We start from the raw sequence: 18,225 nt of genomic DNA on the forward strand, positions 1-18,225 counted from the left end.
GTAGTGCCGGCCGCTGGCCGGCCGCCTCAGGGCACGGTCACCGCAGGCGCATAAAGATCGGCAATGCGTGGAATGAACTGCTGCGGATTGGCACCGACAAGATTGGTCAGCACCACCACTGCCACGCCGCGCTCGGGATAGACCACGAAGGCCGAGCGGGCACCGCCGATGCCGGCGACCTGCAGGTCCGGTGTGTCCTGCAGCACGGGCCAGCCGGCGGCCCAGGGGCCGGCACGGCCATCGGCCAGACGCTCGGCCGACCACATGCGTGCACGCGCGGCGTCGTCCAGCAGGCGGCCTTCGGTCAGCGCGACCAGCCAGCGCGCGGTGTCGTCGGCGGTGGTGAGGATGCCGCCACCGGCCCACAGCGAAGGCGGTATGTCATAGAACCAGTGCGACAGGCGCGACGGCGCATCCGCCGCGTCGGTGGCACGCGGGGCCAGGCTGTACATCGTCGCCACATCCGGAATCAGGTCATAGCTGTCGCCGAAGGTGGTGCGCGCCATGCGTGCACTGCTGAACTGGCCGGTGGCCAGGAAGCGTTCGTAGGGCATGCCGGATAGCTGCGCGATGATCCTGGCCAGCAGCACGTAGTTGGTCTGGTTGTAGGCAAAACGCTGCCCCGGGGCGGCTTCGACAGGGCGCGCGGTGACTGCCGCCCATGCCTGTGCCTCGGAGCCACCGCCAAGCAGTCCGTTCACATCGAGGATGTCCGGAAGGCCTGAGGTATGCGCCAGCAACTGGCGCACGCGTACGTCTTTCCACGCAGGTGGAAGATCATCCAGGTAGCGCGACGCCGGCGCGTCCAGATCCAGCTGCCCCCGCTGTGCCAACTGTGCGGCGGCCACGCCGGTGAACGCCTTGGTGGCCGAATTGAGCGGGAAGCGGGTGTCGCGCGTGGCAGGCACGCCATTCTCGACGTTGGCCAGGCCATAGGCCTCTGACAGCACGATCTGTCCCTGCTTGACCACGGCGACCTGCAAGCCGGGGATGCGCTGTTCCAGCATGACCTGGCGGATCAGGCGGCGGGTCTGGTCGTTGGCCGGGTCGTGGCTGGCAGAGATGGCAGCGAAGGGCAGTGCACTGATGAGCATGAGCAGCACTCGGAGCGTGGGACGGAACATGCGGCATTCCAGTGGGACGTTGCGGATCGGATGCAGACGGCGCGTCAAAGGTTTAAGGGCGCGGTGGCGCCTACCGTTCGTCGGCCCATGACTTCCGGGGGGTTGACTACAACTGTCGTCACAGAGAAAGTGACGACACGTGTAGTCAAGGGAGTGGTGTCATGCGTGGCAAGACGATCGGGGACCAGGAACTGGCCCTGCTGCAGTACATCGATGAACATGCGCCGGCCACGGTCGGCGAGGTCGCCAGTGGCTACGGCGAGGCCCGCGGCCTGGCCCGTTCGACCGTGCTGACGATGATGGAGCGGCTGCGGGCGAAGGGGTATCTTCAGCGCCACCAGCAGGACGGCGTCTACCGCTACCAGGCCACCCGTGGCCCGCAGAGCGTGCTGCAGGGCGCCGTGGCCCAGTTCGTCGACAACACCCTGCAGGGCTCGGTGTCGCCGTTCGTGGCCTACCTGTCGCAGCGCCAGCAGGTCAGCGACAACGAACTGGCCGAGCTGGAAGCGCTGGTGGCCCAACTCCAATCGCGTCGCCACGAGGGCTGAGCCATGGACACCACGATGCTGATCCCGTTGTTGGAACGGCTGGGCTGGACCAGCCTGCAGACTGTGTTGCTGGTGGCCCTGGTGCATGGCGTGTGCCGCGCGCTGCCGTCACTGTCGGCGGCGACCCGCTGCCGCCTGTGGTGGCTGGTATCGCTGCAGGCCGTGCTTGGCCTGTTCTGGAGCCAGCCGCTGCAGCTGGCCTGGCTGCCCGCACCGCAGGCGGTGGCGATGACCGCAACCGATGCGGCCGCCGACGTGGTCTATCCGCTGGGCCCGGAAGCCTCGGCACAGCTGCTGGCTGCGATGCCCACGGCTGCGGCGGACATGCCGGCCATGGCGTGGTGGGCGGTGGCACTGGCCGGCCTGTGGATGTCGGGCGTGCTGCTGATGGCCCTGCGCACCTTCGGTGAATGGCGTCGCTGCCGCGCGTTGCTGGCGGCGGCGTATCCCTGCACGGACGAGGCGCTGGTAGCCGCGTTGCAGCTGGCGTCCGATGCACACGGCGTGCGCCCTGCGCCGCGGCTGTGGATGAGCAGGCAGGTGGACGCACCGCAGCTGGTCGGTCCGTTCCGCCCGGTGCTGCTGCTGCCGGCGGGCGACAACGCCCTGCAGGGCGACGCGCTGGACCTGGCACTGACCCACGAACTGCAGCACCTGCAGCGCCGTGACCTGCAATGGGGCCTGCTGCCCGCGCTGGCCCAGCACCTGTTCTTCTTCCACCCGTTGCTGCGCCTGTCGGTGCGCGAATACGCGCAGGCCCGCGAGGAAGCCGTGGATGCGGCCGTGGTGGGCCAGCAGGGTGCCAGCCGCCAGGCCTATGGCCGCCTGCTGCTGCAGCTGGGCGTTGCGCCGCAGCCACACCTGGGCGTGGCCAGTGCCGCGCCGGACGCCACCAGCCTCAAGCGCCGCCTGCTGTCGCTGCAGCCGCGCCGGGCCTGCCCGCGCGTTCTGGCGATGGCGCTGACGGCGGTGGTGGTCCTGGTGGGCGTGGCGCCGATGCGCCTGGTCGCGGCCCCGGTGCCGCCAACTCCGCCCGCGCCGCCGACGGCACCGAAGGTGGCTGTGCCGCCACCGCCGAAGGCTCCCAAGGCCCCGGCCGCACCGCCATCGGCCGCGGGTGTGCCGGCGGCGCCTGCAGCACCGGCTGCACCGGAGGCGCCTGCAGCACCGGCCGAACCCGCTGATACGACCGGGCCTGACGATGCCGACGTGGCCGATGTCGACGCCGCCGCCGGCATGGCCGAAGACCTCCAGGGAACGACTTCGACGGCCTCATCCATCACCACCTATGGCCGCCTGGACCTGGGCAGGTCGCCGCCGCAGGCCTTCGTGCTGGTCGATGGTGATTCGACCTTCGCCAACGGCGGCATGGATGACGTGACGGTGGCCCGCCGGCAGCTCGGCAAGGGCCCGGCGTTGTGGTTCCGCCAGGGCGACAAGCGCTACGTGGTGCGTGATCCGATGATGATCCAGAGCCTGCAGCGTGCCTACAGTGGCGCGGTGGATCTGGGCCGCCAGCAGCGCGAACTCGGCCGTCAGCAGAGTGCGCTGGGCCGCCGGCAGAGTGAACTCGGCAGGCAGATGGGCGAGATGGGTCGCCTGCAGGGCGAGGAGGCGCGACGCATCGCCTTGGCGGCCGCCGGGGCCGCGCGCAGCGCGATGGCCGCGCATGACATCAACCGCGAAGCGGCGGCCGAGGCGGCGAAGGCGGCGCGGGGCGCGACCCGCGATTCGGCCATTGCACGTGAGGCCGCGCGTGAGGCCGCAGCACAGGCACGTCGTGCCATGCAGGACGTGGACAACGAAAGCGTGCGTGCCAGCCACACCCGCGACATCCAGCGGCTGGCCAGCCAGCAGTCTGAACTGGCCAGCCGTCAGGCGGCGCTGGGCAGCCAGCAGGCCGCGCTTGGCGAGCGCCAGGCCCGCGTGCATGCGCAGGCGTCGCAGCAGGCACAGCAGGTGATCGCGCGCGCACTGGCCAGCGGGAAGGCCGAGCGTCTCTGACTGGTAGTGCCGGCCGCTGGCCGGCAATGTGGGGCGCCGGCCAGTGGCCGGCACCCACCGGGTCGATCAACCGCAGCTGGCGCGTTCGATGCGGTTCTGCGCGTCCACCTGCACGGTGACGCGGTCCTGGCGGAAGTCCATGGTCACCGCCATGCCCGGCTTGACCACCCGTGCGCCGCGCGCGCCGCTGTCAGCCACCAGTTTCCTGATCGTGGCCTCGTCGGCGGTCTTGCCGGTGAAGGCGTCCAGCGCCTCGGGTCTGCATTCGTGCCCGGCATCGGCCACGGGCGCCGGTGCAGGATCGTGGGCGGTGCTGCCGCCGGCGTGACTGCAGGCGGCCAAGGGCAGGATGGCGAGCAGGACAAGGGGACTGGGACGCATCGTCGGGCTCCAGGCGTGGATGGTGCCGGCAGTGTCACCGCTGCCACCGTCAGGGCATGTCAACGCCTACTGCCCGACCAGCGCCAGCGTCTCGCGTTCGCGCTGTTCCTCGCGTACCAGCCGCTGCAACAGCAGGGCCAGGGTCACCACGTCCTGGTGGTTGTGGTCGGCCACCCGCCGCAGGTTCACCGCGTCGCCGCCGCGCAGGAAGCGCAACCAGGCACCTGGCGCCTCCGAGCCCGGCAGGTCGTCCTCGCGCACGACGCGCAGCAGCTGGCGTTCGATGGTGGACAGCTTGCAGTTCTCCCAGCGGCCGCGGTAACGGCGGCGCGTGGGGTAGAGCAGGTCGACGTGGTCCAGTGCACTGATCGGGTCGGGCTGGCGGGCCAGCCGATAGCGCGCCTTCAGCAGCGGCGCATCGTAGCTGCGGCCGTTGTAGCTGCAGAACACGGTGGACGGTTGCAGCCAGCCGGCGAAGGTGGCCAGCATCGCGTCCTCGGCGGCCATCGTGGCCATCAGCAGCTGGCGGATGCGCAGGCCCTCGCCGCGCTGCGGGCACACGTGCCAGTCGGCCGCGCCGATCATGAAGGCGCGGGTGCCGGTGCCACCGGCCAGCCCGGTGGTCTCGGTATCGAAGAACAGCAGATCGCGCGCGGCCACGTGCTGGTCCTCGCGCCTGGCGAAGGCCAGTGACAACGGGGCGGCCGGGATCGGCTGCGGTTGCAGCGATTCGACCAGGAACAGGCCCGGTGCGATCTCCTCCCCCGGTAGCTGGCGATCCTGTGCGCTGGCGCGTGCCGGCGTGGCGGCGCCGCGCGCGCGCAGGCCGAGCAGGCGATGCAGGCTTCCCACCTCCGGCCGCCGCAGCGTTGCCGGCGCCGGTGTCGGGCAGGCCGCAGCGCCGGTCGGCTTGTGGCGGATCTCCTGTTCGACCCAGGCGAACACCGAGCGCTCGACCGGCGGCTGTCGCGCATCGTTGGCGGCCCGCGGTGCCGCAGGTGCAGCGGGAGCGTCCGGTGCCGCCGGTACGGCGGCTTTCGGATCGCCGGCCTGCTTCCGCAGCAGGCGCAGCTTGTCCAGGCTCAGGCTCACGGTGCCAGCCACTCCATCGGCTCGCGCGTGGTCACCACCACGTCGCGCACGTACTGGCAGGCCTCGGCATCGAACAGGTCCAGCACGCGCAGCGCCAGCGCCCGCAGCGAGGTCTCATCGTCCTCCTGTGCGGCCAGCACCGGGCCGACACAGGCCGGGCAGCCGGCCTTGCAGTCGCAGCGCTGGACCAGTTCGCGCGCGCGCTGCACCAGCTCGGCCTGGCGCTGCCAGAGCGGTTCGCTGAGGCCGACGCCGCCGGGGAAGTTGTCGTACAGATAGACCGTGGGTACGAACTCCTGCAGCAGCTCCACCCCGCCAGGATCGCCTTCGCTGCCGCGCAGCTGGCCACGGCCGCTCTGGTCGGCGATGGCGAACCAGGAACCATCGCCGTTGCCGACCGACTTCTGCAGGTCGCGCGCATCGGCCATCACCGCCACGGTGGCGACGATGTGCAGCGCATACGCCGCACCGAGGAAGCCATCGAGCGCATCCTGCTTGCTGGCGAACGCGCGCAGCAGCAGGGCCTGCGGCAACTGCCACCAGACCGCGGTGGTGTGCAGTTCCTGGTCGGGCAGATTCACCGGGCCATAACCGATGTTCTCGTGGGTGTAGTAGCGGATCTTCTTGTAGCCGGCCACGCGGCGCACCACGTGCACTTCGCCATGGTGCGAATCGCCGCGGCCGGCCACGCCGCCGTCGAAGCGGTCCAGCACCTTGAGCCGGGTGAAGTCGATGCTGTCGGTGTAGTAGTCCACGTGGGTGCGGGTGACGTAGGCCTTGCGGCCCTCCCAGTCCAGCGTTTCCACCTGGTAGGGCGTGGACTGCACCATGTGGATGGCGCCCTCGTACAGGGTGAGCGCGGCGGCGGAATAATCGACCTCGGCGATGATCTGCTGGCGGCCATCGCTGCGGTCGACCACCACGAAGTTGCCGTCGGCGACCGCGCGCAGGCTGACCGCGTTGGCCGGGTAGCTGTCGGCGATCCATTCCCAGCGTTCGCCTTCGCGGTGGAGGACCTCGGTTTCGGCCAGCGCTTCCAGGAACACTTCCGGGTCGATCGGGCCGAAGCCATCGCCGACCCGGAACGGCAGCTCGAACGCGGCGCAGCGGATGTGGTCGAACAGGATCAGCGGCTGGTCCGGCGCGATGCGCGCATGTTCGGGCGAGGCTTCGGCAAAGAAATCCGGATGCCGCACCACGTACTGGTCCAGTGGCTGCGAGCTGGCCACCATCACCCCCAGCGCCGGCTGCTGGCGACGGCCGGCACGGCCGAAGCGCTGCCAGGTGGCGGCCACGCTGCCGGGGTAGCCGTTGAGGATGACCACGTCCAGGCTGCCGATATCCACCCCCAGCTCCAGCGCCGAGGTGCTGACGATGCCGTCGATGTTGCCGGCGCGCATCGCCCGCTCGGTCTCGCGGCGTTCGGTGGGCAGGTAGCCGCCGCGGTAGGCACGGATGCGCGGCGGCTTGCGCGGGTCGTGGTCGAAGATGTCCTTCAGGTACTTGGTCAGCACTTCGACCATCAGCCGTGTCTGCGCGAACACCAGCGTCTTCAACCCGGACTTGATCGCGATGCGCGCGATGCGGTTGCTCTGCGAGCGCGCCGAAGCGCGCAGGCCCAGGTCCGGATTGATCACTGGCGGGTTCCACAGCAGCACCTGCTTCGGCCCGCTGGGTGCGCCGGATTCGGTGATGGCGGTGACCGGCGCCTCGATCAACGCCTCGGCATGCGCCTGCGGGTTGCCGATGGTGGCCGAGCACAGGATGAACTGCGGTTGCACGCCGTAGAACGCGCAGATGCGCTTGAGCCGGCGTAGCACGTTGGTGACGTGGCTGCCGAACACGCCGCGGTAGGTATGCACCTCGTCGATGACGATGTAGCGCAGGTTCTCGAAGAACTGCGCCCACTTGGTGTGATGCGGCAGGATCGCCTGGTGCAGCATGTCCGGATTGGACACCACGATGTCGCCATGCAGGCGGATCGCCTGCCGTGCATCACCCGGGGTATCGCCATCGAAGGTGAAGGCCTTCACGCCCAGGTCGCCGGCACGGTTGAGTTCGAGCAGCTCGGCCACCTGGTCCTGGGCCAGCGCCTTGGTCGGGAACAGGTACAGCGCCTTGGCCTTGTCCTGCATGGCCGCGCTGACCACCGGCAAGGTGTAGCACAACGACTTGCCGCTGGCGGTGGGGGTGACGATGGCCACGTGCTCGCCGCGCTGGCTGGCCTCCCAGGCCTCGGCCTGGTGGCTGTAGAGCTGCTCGATGCCGCGTGCCTGCAGCGCCGCGGCCAGCGCCGGCGGTACCGAGGCGGGAAGCGGCGCATAGCGGCCTTCGCGGCCGGGAATGGCGAAGCTGCCGGTGATGCGGTCCTGGTAGCGACGCTGCAGGCGCGCGCTGAGCAGTGCGCCATCGCGGGCCGGCAGGCCATCGCGGGTGGCGAGCTTCTGCTCGGCATCGGCGGTGCGCTTGGCGAGTTCGTAGACCATGGAAAGTGGAGCCGGGACGTTTTACGAGGGGTCACATGGCACCACATCCACGTCTCAGGATGTGAGACACCGCCTGCGCGGCCGTGAACCGTTCAGTGCCTTTGCCGGATGGCATCGCTGCATCTCCCCTGGCTGAACAGCTGCCGATGCAGCAACGAATTCTGAAGCCGGCATCCGTATCCTTGGGTGCTGGACGCGACCAACAGGGTGGATGGCTGTGGCACGACGTGGAACGCAGGGAGCACTCCTGGCCGGCCTGCTGCTGGCGGGTATCGCGCAGGCGCAGCAGGCCGCGCCGACAGCGGGGCCTGATCCAGCGCCCACTCCCCCGGTGGATGCGCCGGCTGCAGGCACCGCGTCCCTCCCCGCCGCTCCATCGCAGGACAACGTCACCACCCTCGGCGAAGTGCGTGCGCTCAAGCCCGACGACGAGCCGCTGGACCTGTACCGCTTCAAGAACCCGGTAAAGTTCGGCGACAACCGCTTCAGCCGCGACTGGAGCGAACCGCCGTCGCCGGAGCAGGTCAGCATGGGCGGCGGCTACATCATGATGGGCGTGGTCAAGGGCGTGCTGGCGGCGGCCAAGGGGATCAACAAGCTCACCGGCGGGCCGGACCAGATCCAGGCGGCCGTTGCACGGCCTCCGCCGGAGCTCAGTGCCGAACAGCAGCAGCGTGCGCTGCGCTTTTCCCAGCAGCAGGATGGGGGCGAGGCGCCGCCGGTGAAGTAGGCCGGTTATCCTGCGGGTTCCTCAATCGGTAGCGCTGCCATGTTCCTGCGTTCGTTCTGCCTGCTGGCTGCATTGCTGCCGGCGTCCGCCTTCGCTGACGGCATCGCCGGTGGGGGCGCCTGCCGCAATGGCGCATTCCCCTCCGAACAGGGCCAGTTTGCGCTGGCGCGGGTGGTCGATACGCCACGCCTGTACCTGCTCGGCGACATGGACGGCTGCCCGGCGAAGGGCGAACCCGCCTGCCGCCAGCGCGGCTATGTGATCAACGGCGATACGGTGGTGACCGGTCGCGATCTGGGCCGTTACCGCTGCGCGTTCTTCCCGAACAAGGTGGGCGGCAGTGCGGGCTGGGTGGACCGCAGCAAGCTGCAGCCGCTGCCGGTGGTTGTGCCGGCGCTGAAGGACTGGGCGGGGCACTGGAAAGACGGCGACAACGGCCTGCGCATCACCGTGCAGGGCGGGCAGCTGCATGTGGAAGGCGACGCCTACTGGCCCTCCGCCAACCCCACGCCGGAGCAGCGTCCGTATGGGCCGAACATGGGCCAGGTGGAAGCGCGCGCGACGCCGCGGGGTGCCGATGTGGAATTCGTTGAAGACACCTGCAAGGTGCGGGTGCACTCGCTGGGTGAGGTGCTGATCGTGGCCGACAACAGCGAATGCGGCGGCATGAACGTGCGCTTCAATGGCGTGTACCGGCGCGCGGGGAAGCACTGAAGGACGCATGACGGAGGGGGCTGGTAGATCCACGCCATGCGTGGATGCTGTGTGCGATCCAGTCGGTGGGTTCAGAGCCCTTTCGCCAGCGAAAGGGATCCGACCCCGGGTCAGCGCCGCCGCTCCAGCCACCACAGCAGCGATGCGCACAGCACGAATCCCAGCCACCCGGGCCAGCGTGAGCCCGGCACCGGCGACATGAGCGTCGTATTCGCCGACCTACGTGAGGCCAACGCCTGCGTGGTGGCCTCGATCATCGCCTGCCGGTGCAGTGCGGGCGCGTCCTTCGGGTCGAATGCGTAGCGCCAGACCGTAGTCTCACCGTGCCGCAGGCGCTGCCAGCCCGCCTCACGCGGCCACCAGCCCGCGCAACGCAGGTCTGACGTGGTGCGGTCGACGATCAGCGGCACACCGCCGCCGCGTGCGTTGAAGGCCTGCAGCGGTGCCTGCACGCCGCACAGCGCCTGCCGTTCGCCGGCCCAGCTGATCGGCTGTGGCGACCACAGCGCATCGGCGCTGCCTTGCGCACGCGCCAGCGTGGCAACCACGCCGCTCCACAGCTCGCCGTGGCGGTCGTCGCGGCCCGCCAGCACCCAGCGCCAGGTGTCGGTCAGTGGCAGCAGGCCGATGCGGCCCCGGCCGGCAGCGCGCCAGCCGCCGACCGCCCTGCCGGTGCGATCGTGCAGCAGCGCGGTGCTGCCCGGCGCCTGCAGCGCCAGTGCTTCCAGCGTGGGCAGGGCGGCGCTGTGCGAACTGCGGTCCGCCTCTTCGCCGTAGCCGGTCGGCAGCGTACCTGCGGCGAGCGGGCCACGTCGTGCCGCGAGCACCGCGCTGTCGCCGTCGCCGGGAAGTTCGAGCGCGTGGCTGCTGCCATCGCCCTGCACCGGCAGCCCCAGTTCGCGCAGGCGCAGGCGCGCGCTGGCCGAAGGCGTGCCGCCACTGCGCACCAATACACCCAGTCCTTCGCGCAGGGCCTGGCGCACGGTGGCCAGCTGGGCTGTGCTCAACGCGGCCAGGCTGCGCTCGTCCAGCACCAGCAGGTCGATGCGTGCCAGTGATTCCGCATCGAGCGGCAATGCACCGTCGCCGACGCTCACCCCGGCGCCGACATCGGCCTGCACCTGCACGTGGATGCCGGCATCGGCCGCCCATCGCCGCAGGTACTTCAGTTCTGGCCCCGGCGCACCGGCGCGCACCCGCAGGCGCAGCGGCGCGGCCGGCAGGGTCTGCTGCGGCACCGGCACGCTGTCCACCCCATGGCCGTCGGCATCAAGCAGGCGCAGCTGGAACACGCTGCGGCCTTCGGCGCGGGCAACGCCGCTCAGCTGCACCTGACCATCTGCTGCAACATCGCGGCGGTCGACGACGCTGCCGGCCGGGTCGAGCAGCTCCGCCTTCGCCCGGGCAGCGCCGCGCGCCTGCGCCCGTACCTCGAAGCGCGCACCGGGCGCGACGTCGGCCGGTGGTCGCAGCGCGATCCAACCGCGTGGTGGCGGCGCCGGCTGCCAGCGCACGTCCGGTGGCAGCGCGGTGTCCCGATCGCGCGCGGCCAGGCCGGCACCGACCAGGGTGAGCGTGGAGGCCGGGTGCAGGCGCAGCGCGGTGGCCAGATCGGGGACGCGCTGGGCGCCGGGCACATCGGCCGCTTCCGGCAACAGCAGCAGCGGGCCTTCGCTGGCCGGCAGTGCGCCGGCCTTGCCGGCATCGATTCCGAGCACGACCAGACCGCTGGCGGGTTGCTGGCGGGTGAGCGGCACCAGGCAGACGTACAGCAGCGCGGCGGCGATGATCTGCAGGGCGATCAGCCACCATCGGCGGCCTGGGGACGCGGTGCTGCCACGCAGCTGGCGCACGCTGGCGATGACCACGATCAGGGCCAGTGCCAGCGCGATCCACAGATTCAGGCCGGCGGTGTTCATGGCTGCGCCTCCAGCGCATCGAGGTAGCGCTGGCCCATCGCATCAGCGGCACTGCGCCGCATCGCCTGCGGCAGTGGACGCTGCAGCGCCCGCCACAGCTGCGCGCGCAGGCGCTGGCGGCAATCGCTGCAACCGGGCTCGATGCGCAGTTGTTCGATGGCGGCGGCCAGATCGAGTGCATCGGGCAGGTAGGGAGCGTTGCGCTGCTGCCAGGCCGCGAGCGCATCGAGATCCGGTGCGCCGTTGTCATCACCGAGGCGCTGCCAGGCTTCGACGATGGCCGGATCCGGTGGGGTGCGCGCGGCCAACGGCAGCTCACGGCTGGCCAGCCCGGCGCGGTCACCGCCCAGGCGTCGGCCTTCATCGATCGGCGGCAGCTCCGGCCCGACCCGGGCCAGATAGATGCGTTCGGCCTGCTGCACCTGCTTGATGAAACCCAGGGCCTTGTAGGCGAACGGCAGCGCCTGCTGCGGGCGCCCCTGGCGCAGCTCGCCTTCGGCCGACCACATCTGGTCCAGCGCGGCCTTCAGGGTGGCGCGGGTCTGCGGATCGAGCAGCGTCGCCGCCTCGGCGTGGTCATGGGTGTGTCCGTATTCGGAGAGCACGTCGGTATCGCTGCCGAACACCGGTGGCGTATCGGCATTGGCCGGCTTGCCGCCGTGATCGTGGCCATGCGCGTCGTGCGCTCCGGCATCGGCGCCATGGTCGTGATCGTGATCGTCGTCGTGGCTGTCCGCGGTCGGCGCATCGCTGGTGGGCAGGTCGCTGGTCGGCGGCGGCTTCGGTGCGCCTTCGCTTTCTTCGCCCAGGAACTGGCCATAGCGCAGGCGCAGGATGCGCTGGTCGACGCCGATCGCATCGCTGCGCTTCACGAAGTCGTCGGCGGCAAGGGTGCGCCGCTGCCGGATCAGCGCTTCGGCATCGATGATGATCTGCCGCTGGCTGCGGAAGTAGGCCGGCAGGGTCTTCTTGATCCGTCCTTCCAGCTCGGCACCGAGCGCGACGTCGGCGCTGGGCAGGCGCAGGATCACACTGCTGCTGCGCCCGGTCTGCGGCGTCGGCGCGTGGTTGTCGCGTACCTCCAGCTGGGCGATGACATCGCTGCCGGGTTGCGCGCCCAGCGCGGCCAGGTCGAGGGTATGCGCGAAACGCCGCGCGGTTGCTTCGCCGCTGCCGATGAGGACGACACTGCGGCGAACGAAGGTGATGTTCTCGCCGCTGCCCTGCGTGACGGTGATCGACAGCGTTGCCTGCGTGGCCACGGCGTAGTCATCGCTGGCCTCGAAGCGCAGCGACCACTGGCGTTGCCCGGGCGTGCCCGGAACCAGGGTCGCGGCGGGCTCCAGCACGCGTACGCTGGGCGCGCGGTCAGCGACCACATCCAGCCGGTGCAGGCGGGCTTCGGCCAGTGCGGGTTCGCTCACCACGCGGTACAGCACCGGCGTGCGCGCCACGTCCTCCGCCTGCCACTGTCCATCCCGCTGGCTCAGCGGCAGCCGCCGGCCGTCGTGGAACTGCAACCATGCCTTGTCCGGCGCGCGATCGAAGCGCAGCGACCACGACAGCGTGCTGTCGGCGGCGACCTTGGCATCCAGCGTGCTCTGGGTAAGCGTGGCCTGGCCGGTATAGGCCGGCGCATTGATGCGCAGGCGGGCGGACTGCAGGTGCAGCGGGCCTGCGGCCGCCGTGCTGCCAGGCGCCGACGTGCGCGCCGGTGCGGGGCCCGGGCTGGAACGTGGCCAGCCGAATGCCAGCGCAACGATGGCCAGGCCAGCGACCCAGTTCAGGGCCAACGCCCTGCGCGGCCAGCGCGGACGCAGGTCCGGCATTGCGCGCTCCAGCGTGGCCAGCACATGCGTGCGCTGGCGCTGTTGCAGTGGATTGAGCGTAGCGCCATCGGCGAACAGCAGGTCGGCACTGTCCTCGCTGCTACCGCCGCCGTCGAGCTGGCGCTGCAGCCACTGCCGGTCCAACTGGCGGGAACGCGCCGTGGCGAGCGCTGCGCAGGCGAGCAGGCTGACCGTGCCGGCCACGCAGGCGCTATCGAAGCCCGCCAGGCGCAGGGCCAGCATCGTGGCGGCCAGCGCCCATGGCAGGCCCAGCAGCAGGGTGATGAGCGCCCGGCGGCGGCGCGCGCGTTGCCAGGCGCGTTGCAGGGTGTTCATGCGGCCACCCTGCGCCGGCGGCTGCTGGCCATCCAGCGCTCCAGCGCGAACAGCAGCACGATGGCCAGCAGCAGCCAAGGCGTCGGCTCGCGCAGCGGTGGTGTTGCAGCAGGCAATGCGGCCCGGTGCGGCGCCTGGTCACGTGCATCGCCGAGGCGCGGCGAAGGGGGCGCTTGCAGGGCCAGCAGCAGGGCACGCGGCACCTGTGGATCGCGCAAGGCAGTGTTGCCCGAGGCATCCCAGTCGCCGGGCAGAGACAGCAGGACCCCGTGGCCGACGCGTTGCTGCCACAGCAGGGGGGCGCCCTCGGCATCGCGCAGGAGGATGCGGGCGTCGGCAGCAGGCTTGCCGGCAGTCATCACCCGGCCACCGGCGCGCAGCCATGCCTGCCATTCCGCCGGCAGTGCGTCGCTGCGGCTCCAGACGCCGATCTCGCCGCGCTCGGGTAGGGTCTGCGCCGGCAGCGATGTGGGCAGCGCCCCCGCGCCCCACGCGCGCTGCAGTGCATTCAACCAGTGCTGGGCGGTGGCGGACGCTCCGTCGTGCGCGCGCAGCCGCGGAATGGCCACGGCCGTCCGGGAAGGAGTGACCGGCATCGGCTGCGGGTGCCATTGCACGTCGCGTGACAGTTGCAGGCGGGTGCCATCCAGGCCGGGCAAGGGGTCGGGAACATGCACGGTCAACGGGGTGCCCGCAGGCAGCTGCGCGTCCAGCTCACGCAGCAGGCTGGGCAGCGACGCACTGGATGCACCGGGCGCCTGATCGATGGTGGGGAAGCCGGGGGCCAGCCAATGCCAGTTGCCCTCGTCGGCGGTGCCGCGCAGCGCCGCAGCATCCAACCCCGGGGCCACGACCGTCCACGCAGTGGGGGCTGGCGCAGGCCCGGTCAACGCTGGTCGTGCCAGCAGTACTGCCAGCGCGGCCAGCAACAGCAGGCGCACCAGCAGCAACGGCCAGTCATCGAAGCGGATGCGCTGGCGCGGCCGGATCTGAGCGCGCAGCCAGCGCAGCGCGGCGAAATCCAGTGGCGTGTACGGATGGCGGCGGGCCAGGTGGATCAGCAGCGGCAGCAACCCTGCAGCGAGCGCGGCCAGGCCCAACGGGAACAGCAGGGTCATGCGCCGCCCCCGCGGCCGAACAGTGCCTGCAGTGGCTGGTCCAGCGGCTGGTCGAGCCAGCCGGTGGCACGGGCGATGCCGCTGGCCTGCAGGCGCGCCTGCAAGGTGCTGCGCGCCTCAGCGAAGCGCTGCAGGTAGTCGACGCGGATCGCCGCGCCGTCACCCAGCAGTTCCTCGCCGGTTTCCGGGTCGCGGAAGCGATGGCCGGCATCGAACGGGAAGTCGCGCTCGTCGGCGGTGAGGATCTGCAGCAGTGCCACTTCGCGGCGGGCGCTGGCCAGCTGTTCCAGCAGCACGATGCCGGCCTCGTCGAAGCCATCACCAATCGCCAGCAGCAGGTCGCCCGGGCGCACGCGCTCCCACAGCGGGCGCAGGCGATCAGCCGCAGGCCAGCCGCCGCGCGCCTGCAGGGCATGCAGTTGCAGGTGCACGCGATCACGCTGGCGTGCGCCGTTTGCGGCGGGTACCAGTTGCAACCCATCGCCATTGATTGCCAGCAGGCCGAAACGGTCGCCCTGCTGCAGGGCCAGTTCAACCACGCAGGCGGCCACGCCGCGCATGTGGTCCAGGCGCGTGCGCTGCGGTGCCGCGCGGTCGGCCTGGCCGGCCGAGGCGGTGGCATCAAGCAGCAGCCAGACCGTGATCGGGCTTTCGCGTTCGGACTCGCGCACGAAGAAGCGGTCCGAGCGGGCATACAGCTTCCAGTCGATCTGGCGCAGTTCGTCACCGGGCTCGTAGGCCCGGTACTGGGCAAATTCGAGCCCGGCACCACGGCTGCGGCTGGCGTGCTGGCCGATGCCACTGGCGCCGCTGGCCAGGCGTGGCCGCAGCCGCAGCAGGCGCAGGCGCGCACGCAGTTCCGGCGGCAACGTCAGGGCGGCAGCTGCGTTCACGCGTGGCTCAACCCGGGAACGGCACGGCCTGCAGCAGCGCGGCGACCACGTCGTCGGCACGCTTCTGCTCGGCCTCGGCGGCAAAGGACAGCAGCAGGCGATGGCGCATCACCGGTGCGGCCAGCGCCTGCACATCCTCGCGGGTGGCGGCGAAGCGGCCCTGCAGCAGTGCGCGCGCTTTGGCCGCGAGCACCAGCGACTGTCCCGCGCGCGGACCGGCGCCCCACTTGACCCACTGGTTGATCGCCGCCGGTGCGCCTTCGCCGGGCCGGCTGGCGCGCACCAGGCGGGTGATCCAGGCCAGCACGTCGGGGCTGACATGCACCTGCCGCACGGCCGCCTGCAGGGCGATCACCGCCTCGGCATCCATCACCTTCGGCACCGCGTCGGTGGTGCCACCGGTGGTCTGTTCCAGGATCCGCCGCTCCTCGTCCTCGCTGGGGTAATCGACCAGCACGTGCAGCAGGAAGCGGTCCAGCTGCGCTTCCGGCAGCGGGTAGGTGCCGGCCTGCTCGATCGGGTTCTGCGTGGCCAGCACGAAGAACGGCGCGGGCAACGCGTAGGTGGTACCGGCGTAGCTGACCGTGCGTTCCTGCATCGCTTCCAGCAGAGCGGCCTGGGTCTTGGGCGGGGTGCGGTTGAGCTCGTCGGCCAGCAGCAGGTGGGTGAAGATCGGGCCCTGCTGGAAGCGGAAATGGCGATGGCCGGTGCCGTGGTCTTCTTCCAGCAGCTCGGTGCCGAGGATGTCGCTGGGCATCAGGTCCGGGGTGAACTGCACGCGCCGGAACTGCAGCTCCAGTGCCTGGCCCAGTGAGCGCACCAGCAGGGTCTTGCCGAGCCCGGGCGCACCTTCCAGCAGGCAGTGGCCGCCGGCCAGCAGGCCGATCAGCAGCTGCTCGACCACGGTGTGCTGGCCCACCACCGCGCGTGCGAGCGCGGCGCGCAGTGCATCCAGGCGCGGCAACAGGGAATCGAGGTCGGGGGAGGTCATGGGCGTGCAGGTCCTGTCAATGGTTCAACGCGTACATCACGATGTTCACGCCGAAGCGGGTGTTGTCTTCGGCCAGGAAGCGCTTGTTGCGCCAGTCGTAGTCCCACTCGCAGCCGTAGTCCTTGTTGCTGTAGAGCAGGCCCAGGCGTCCGTCGACCTCGATGCCCTTCAGGTAGTCGTGCACCAGGTCGTCGCCCCAGCCGTTGAGTTCAAAGCTGGTGGCAGGCGGGCCCTCCGGGAAGCGGAAGAAGCTGCGGTACAGCGCGTGGCTGTTGGGCAGCTTCTGCAGTGCCTTCGGTCCGAACAGGCGACCCATCTGTGCTTCGAACGACGTGGCGAACAGGCCATCGATGTCATGGTTGCAATCGTCGACGAAGACGAAGCCGCCATTGCGCACGTAGCGCACGAAGTTCTGCCGTTCGGCGGCGTTGAACTCCACCAGCGTGTGCCCGGCCAGGTAGCAGAACGGCGCCTCCAGCATGCGCGGGTCGGCCAGCGCCACCACGTGTTCCTGCGGGTCCACGCGCAGCGAGGTGTAGTCGATCAGCGAGGTGATCAGGTTGGACGGCATGCGCGCGTCGACGTCCCAGTCACCGGAGTCGTACTGCAGGCGGGTGAACCAGAAGTCGTAGCGCGAACTGCGCGGGCCTGCCTGCGCCCAGGCCGGCAACGCCGCCGCCGAAGCGGCAGCGGCCAACCAGCGCAGGCAGGCCCGGCGATCCATCAGACCGCGTCGGACAGCGAGGTGAAGGTGAAATCGCGCAGCTTCATCGGCGGGATCATCATCACGAAGCTCGATTCATCACCGGCCACGCGCACCGGCTTGCCCAGCTCCTCGATGTTGTTGAGCATGATCACCGGCGACTCGTTGAAGCGGAAGTTCTTCACCGGGTACTTGATCTGGCCGTTCTCGATGTAGAAGGTGCCGTCGCGGGTCAGGCCGGTCAGCAGCACGGTCTGCGGATCGACCATGCGGATGTACCAGGTACGGGTGACCAGGATGCCCTTCTGGGTGCCACGCACCAGTTCGGCGGTGCTCTTGTCGCCGCCGCTCATCAGCAGGTTGCCCGGCGAGGCCTTGGCGGTCTTGCCCTGCTTCTGCGCCCAGAAGCGCGAGTAGTCCAGGTTGGCGATCCTGCCGTTCTCGATGATCGCCATGCGCTCGCGCGGCAGGCCCTCGTTGTCCCAAGGCAGCACCGGCGCCTCCGGATGCCACGGGTCGGCGATCATGGTCACGCGCGGGTCGTAGACCTGCTCGCCCAGCTTGTTGCCACCGCCCTTCTTCGACAGGAAGCTACGGCCTTCATCGGCCGAGCGTGCACTGAAGAAGTTCATCATGAAGCTGATCAGGCCCGCCGCTGCGGCCGGCTCCAGGATCACCGTGTACTTGCCCGGTTCCAGCGCCTTGGCTTCGGCCGATTCGGTGGCCTTGCGCATGGCGATGCGGATGTCCTGGTCGGCCTTGAAGTCGGCGGCGTCCTTCAGGTTGCGGCCCACCCAGCCCGAACCACGGCCATCCTCGGTGCGCACGGTGCAGGTGTAATTGAAGTTGGTGGTGCGCTGGTAGGCGAAGTTGCCGTTGCTGTTGGCGGTGGCCTGGAAGCCCTGGCCGTCTTCGAGGAAGCCGGCGGCGATCAGGCCATGGCCACGGCACGGCGCGATCGAATCTGCGGCAACCTTGGCACGGAAGGCCGGATCGATCGCGGCAGTGGATTCGCTGAAGGTGGGGCTGGCGCGGTAGCTCTGCTTGCCGATGGCCGGCATGAACTCCGGGTTCTCCGGGGCCAGGCGGGCCAGGTCTTCGGCACGGCGCACCACGCGTTCCAGCGCGGCATCGTCGAACTCGTTGATCGAGGCCGTGCCGACGCGCTTGCCGAACGCAACGGTGACCGCCAGTTCGGTGTTGTCGACGATGCCGCTGGTGGAAACGTTGTTCAATGCGAAACGGATGTTGCCGTCGATCGCGCCGGCCAGCACGGCGGTGCATTCGTCGGCCTTGGACAGGGCGATGACCTTGTCGAGGATGGCCTTGGCCTGGGCTTCGGTGAAGATACTCATGG

The 18,225-nt window shown here is 70.2% G+C and carries 15 protein-coding genes; 4 read left to right on the forward strand and 11 right to left on the reverse strand.

Features of this window, described 5'->3' with window-relative positions:
- Positions 1-26 precede the first annotated feature (26 nt).
- The gene (locus NSQ78_RS00420; protein WP_064239582.1) at positions 27-1,094 is read right to left on the reverse strand and encodes a serine hydrolase domain-containing protein; all 1,068 of its coding nucleotides are present in this window, start codon (positions 1,092-1,094) and stop codon (positions 27-29) included.
- Positions 1,095-1,285: 191 nt separating this feature from the next.
- On the opposite strand from NSQ78_RS00420, the gene NSQ78_RS00425 reads away from it, so the two are divergent.
- Both NSQ78_RS00425 and NSQ78_RS00430 read left to right on the forward strand, forming a co-directional pair.
- Positions 1,286-1,672: a BlaI/MecI/CopY family transcriptional regulator gene (locus tag NSQ78_RS00425; RefSeq protein ID WP_053461791.1), complete on the forward strand. Its 387-nt coding sequence runs from the start codon at positions 1,286-1,288 to the stop codon at positions 1,670-1,672.
- Between the two features lie 3 nt (positions 1,673-1,675).
- Positions 1,676-3,676 (forward strand): M56 family metallopeptidase, encoded by a 2,001-nt coding sequence (locus NSQ78_RS00430; protein WP_064237372.1) that lies wholly within the window; start codon positions 1,676-1,678, stop codon positions 3,674-3,676.
- 66 nt (positions 3,677-3,742) lie between these two features.
- On the opposite strand, the gene NSQ78_RS00435 is transcribed toward NSQ78_RS00430, so the two are convergent.
- From NSQ78_RS00435 to NSQ78_RS00445, 3 genes are all read right to left on the reverse strand, one after another.
- Entirely contained in the window at positions 3,743-4,057 is a 315-nt protein-coding gene (locus tag NSQ78_RS00435; RefSeq protein ID WP_049470483.1) for an I78 family peptidase inhibitor, read from the reverse strand.
- Between the two features lie 66 nt (positions 4,058-4,123).
- The gene (locus NSQ78_RS00440) at positions 4,124-5,149 is read right to left on the reverse strand and encodes a ribonuclease H-like domain-containing protein (protein WP_064237373.1); all 1,026 of its coding nucleotides are present in this window, start codon (positions 5,147-5,149) and stop codon (positions 4,124-4,126) included.
- Positions 5,146-7,635 carry a DEAD/DEAH box helicase gene (locus NSQ78_RS00445; protein WP_064237374.1) on the reverse strand — a complete coding sequence of 830 codons (2,490 nt, stop codon included), beginning with the start codon at positions 7,633-7,635 and terminating at the stop codon, positions 5,146-5,148. Before NSQ78_RS00445 ends, NSQ78_RS00440 begins: the two co-directional genes overlap by 4 nt.
- A 211-nt stretch (positions 7,636-7,846) precedes the next feature.
- On the opposite strand from NSQ78_RS00445, the gene NSQ78_RS00450 reads away from it, so the two are divergent.
- A complete protein-coding gene (locus NSQ78_RS00450) occupies positions 7,847-8,365 on the forward strand; it encodes a hypothetical protein (protein ID WP_064237375.1) in 519 nt (172 codons plus the stop codon).
- Between the two features lie 39 nt (positions 8,366-8,404).
- Complete coding sequence (locus NSQ78_RS00455; RefSeq protein WP_064237376.1) at positions 8,405-9,079, forward strand: hypothetical protein; 675 nt, start codon at positions 8,405-8,407, stop codon at positions 9,077-9,079.
- Between the two features lie 110 nt (positions 9,080-9,189).
- On the opposite strand, the gene NSQ78_RS00460 is transcribed toward NSQ78_RS00455, so the two are convergent.
- From NSQ78_RS00460 to NSQ78_RS00490, 7 genes are read right to left on the reverse strand one after another with little or no spacing between them, the layout of a single operon-like run.
- The gene (locus tag NSQ78_RS00460) at positions 9,190-10,998 is read right to left on the reverse strand and encodes a hypothetical protein (protein WP_064237377.1); all 1,809 of its coding nucleotides are present in this window, start codon (positions 10,996-10,998) and stop codon (positions 9,190-9,192) included.
- Positions 10,995-13,163, reverse strand: coding sequence for a hypothetical protein (locus tag NSQ78_RS00465; protein WP_064237378.1), 2,169 nt, complete (start codon positions 13,161-13,163; stop codon positions 10,995-10,997). The genes NSQ78_RS00460 and NSQ78_RS00465 overlap by 4 nt, the downstream gene beginning before the upstream one ends.
- Positions 13,160-14,281: a BatA domain-containing protein gene (locus NSQ78_RS00470; protein WP_064237379.1), complete on the reverse strand. Its 1,122-nt coding sequence runs from the start codon at positions 14,279-14,281 to the stop codon at positions 13,160-13,162. Before NSQ78_RS00470 ends, NSQ78_RS00465 begins: the two co-directional genes overlap by 4 nt.
- Positions 14,278-15,174, reverse strand: a complete 897-nt coding sequence (locus NSQ78_RS00475; RefSeq protein WP_064237380.1) for a DUF58 domain-containing protein — start codon at positions 15,172-15,174, stop codon at positions 14,278-14,280. The genes NSQ78_RS00470 and NSQ78_RS00475 overlap by 4 nt, the downstream gene beginning before the upstream one ends.
- A 7-nt stretch (positions 15,175-15,181) precedes the next feature.
- Positions 15,182-16,165: a MoxR family ATPase gene (locus NSQ78_RS00480; RefSeq protein ID WP_057493706.1), complete on the reverse strand. Its 984-nt coding sequence runs from the start codon at positions 16,163-16,165 to the stop codon at positions 15,182-15,184.
- Positions 16,166-16,181: 16 nt separating this feature from the next.
- Positions 16,182-16,889 (reverse strand): DUF4159 domain-containing protein, encoded by a 708-nt coding sequence (locus NSQ78_RS00485; RefSeq protein ID WP_049470457.1) that lies wholly within the window; start codon positions 16,887-16,889, stop codon positions 16,182-16,184.
- Positions 16,889-18,223: a TldD/PmbA family protein gene (locus tag NSQ78_RS00490; protein ID WP_049470455.1), complete on the reverse strand. Its 1,335-nt coding sequence runs from the start codon at positions 18,221-18,223 to the stop codon at positions 16,889-16,891. Before NSQ78_RS00490 ends, NSQ78_RS00485 begins: the two co-directional genes overlap by 1 nt.
- Positions 18,224-18,225 lie beyond the last annotated feature (2 nt).

It is taken from the genome of Stenotrophomonas sp. FSL W7-1447 (assembly GCF_037966425.1).
Lineage (GTDB): Bacteria > Pseudomonadota > Gammaproteobacteria > Xanthomonadales > Xanthomonadaceae > Stenotrophomonas > Stenotrophomonas pavanii.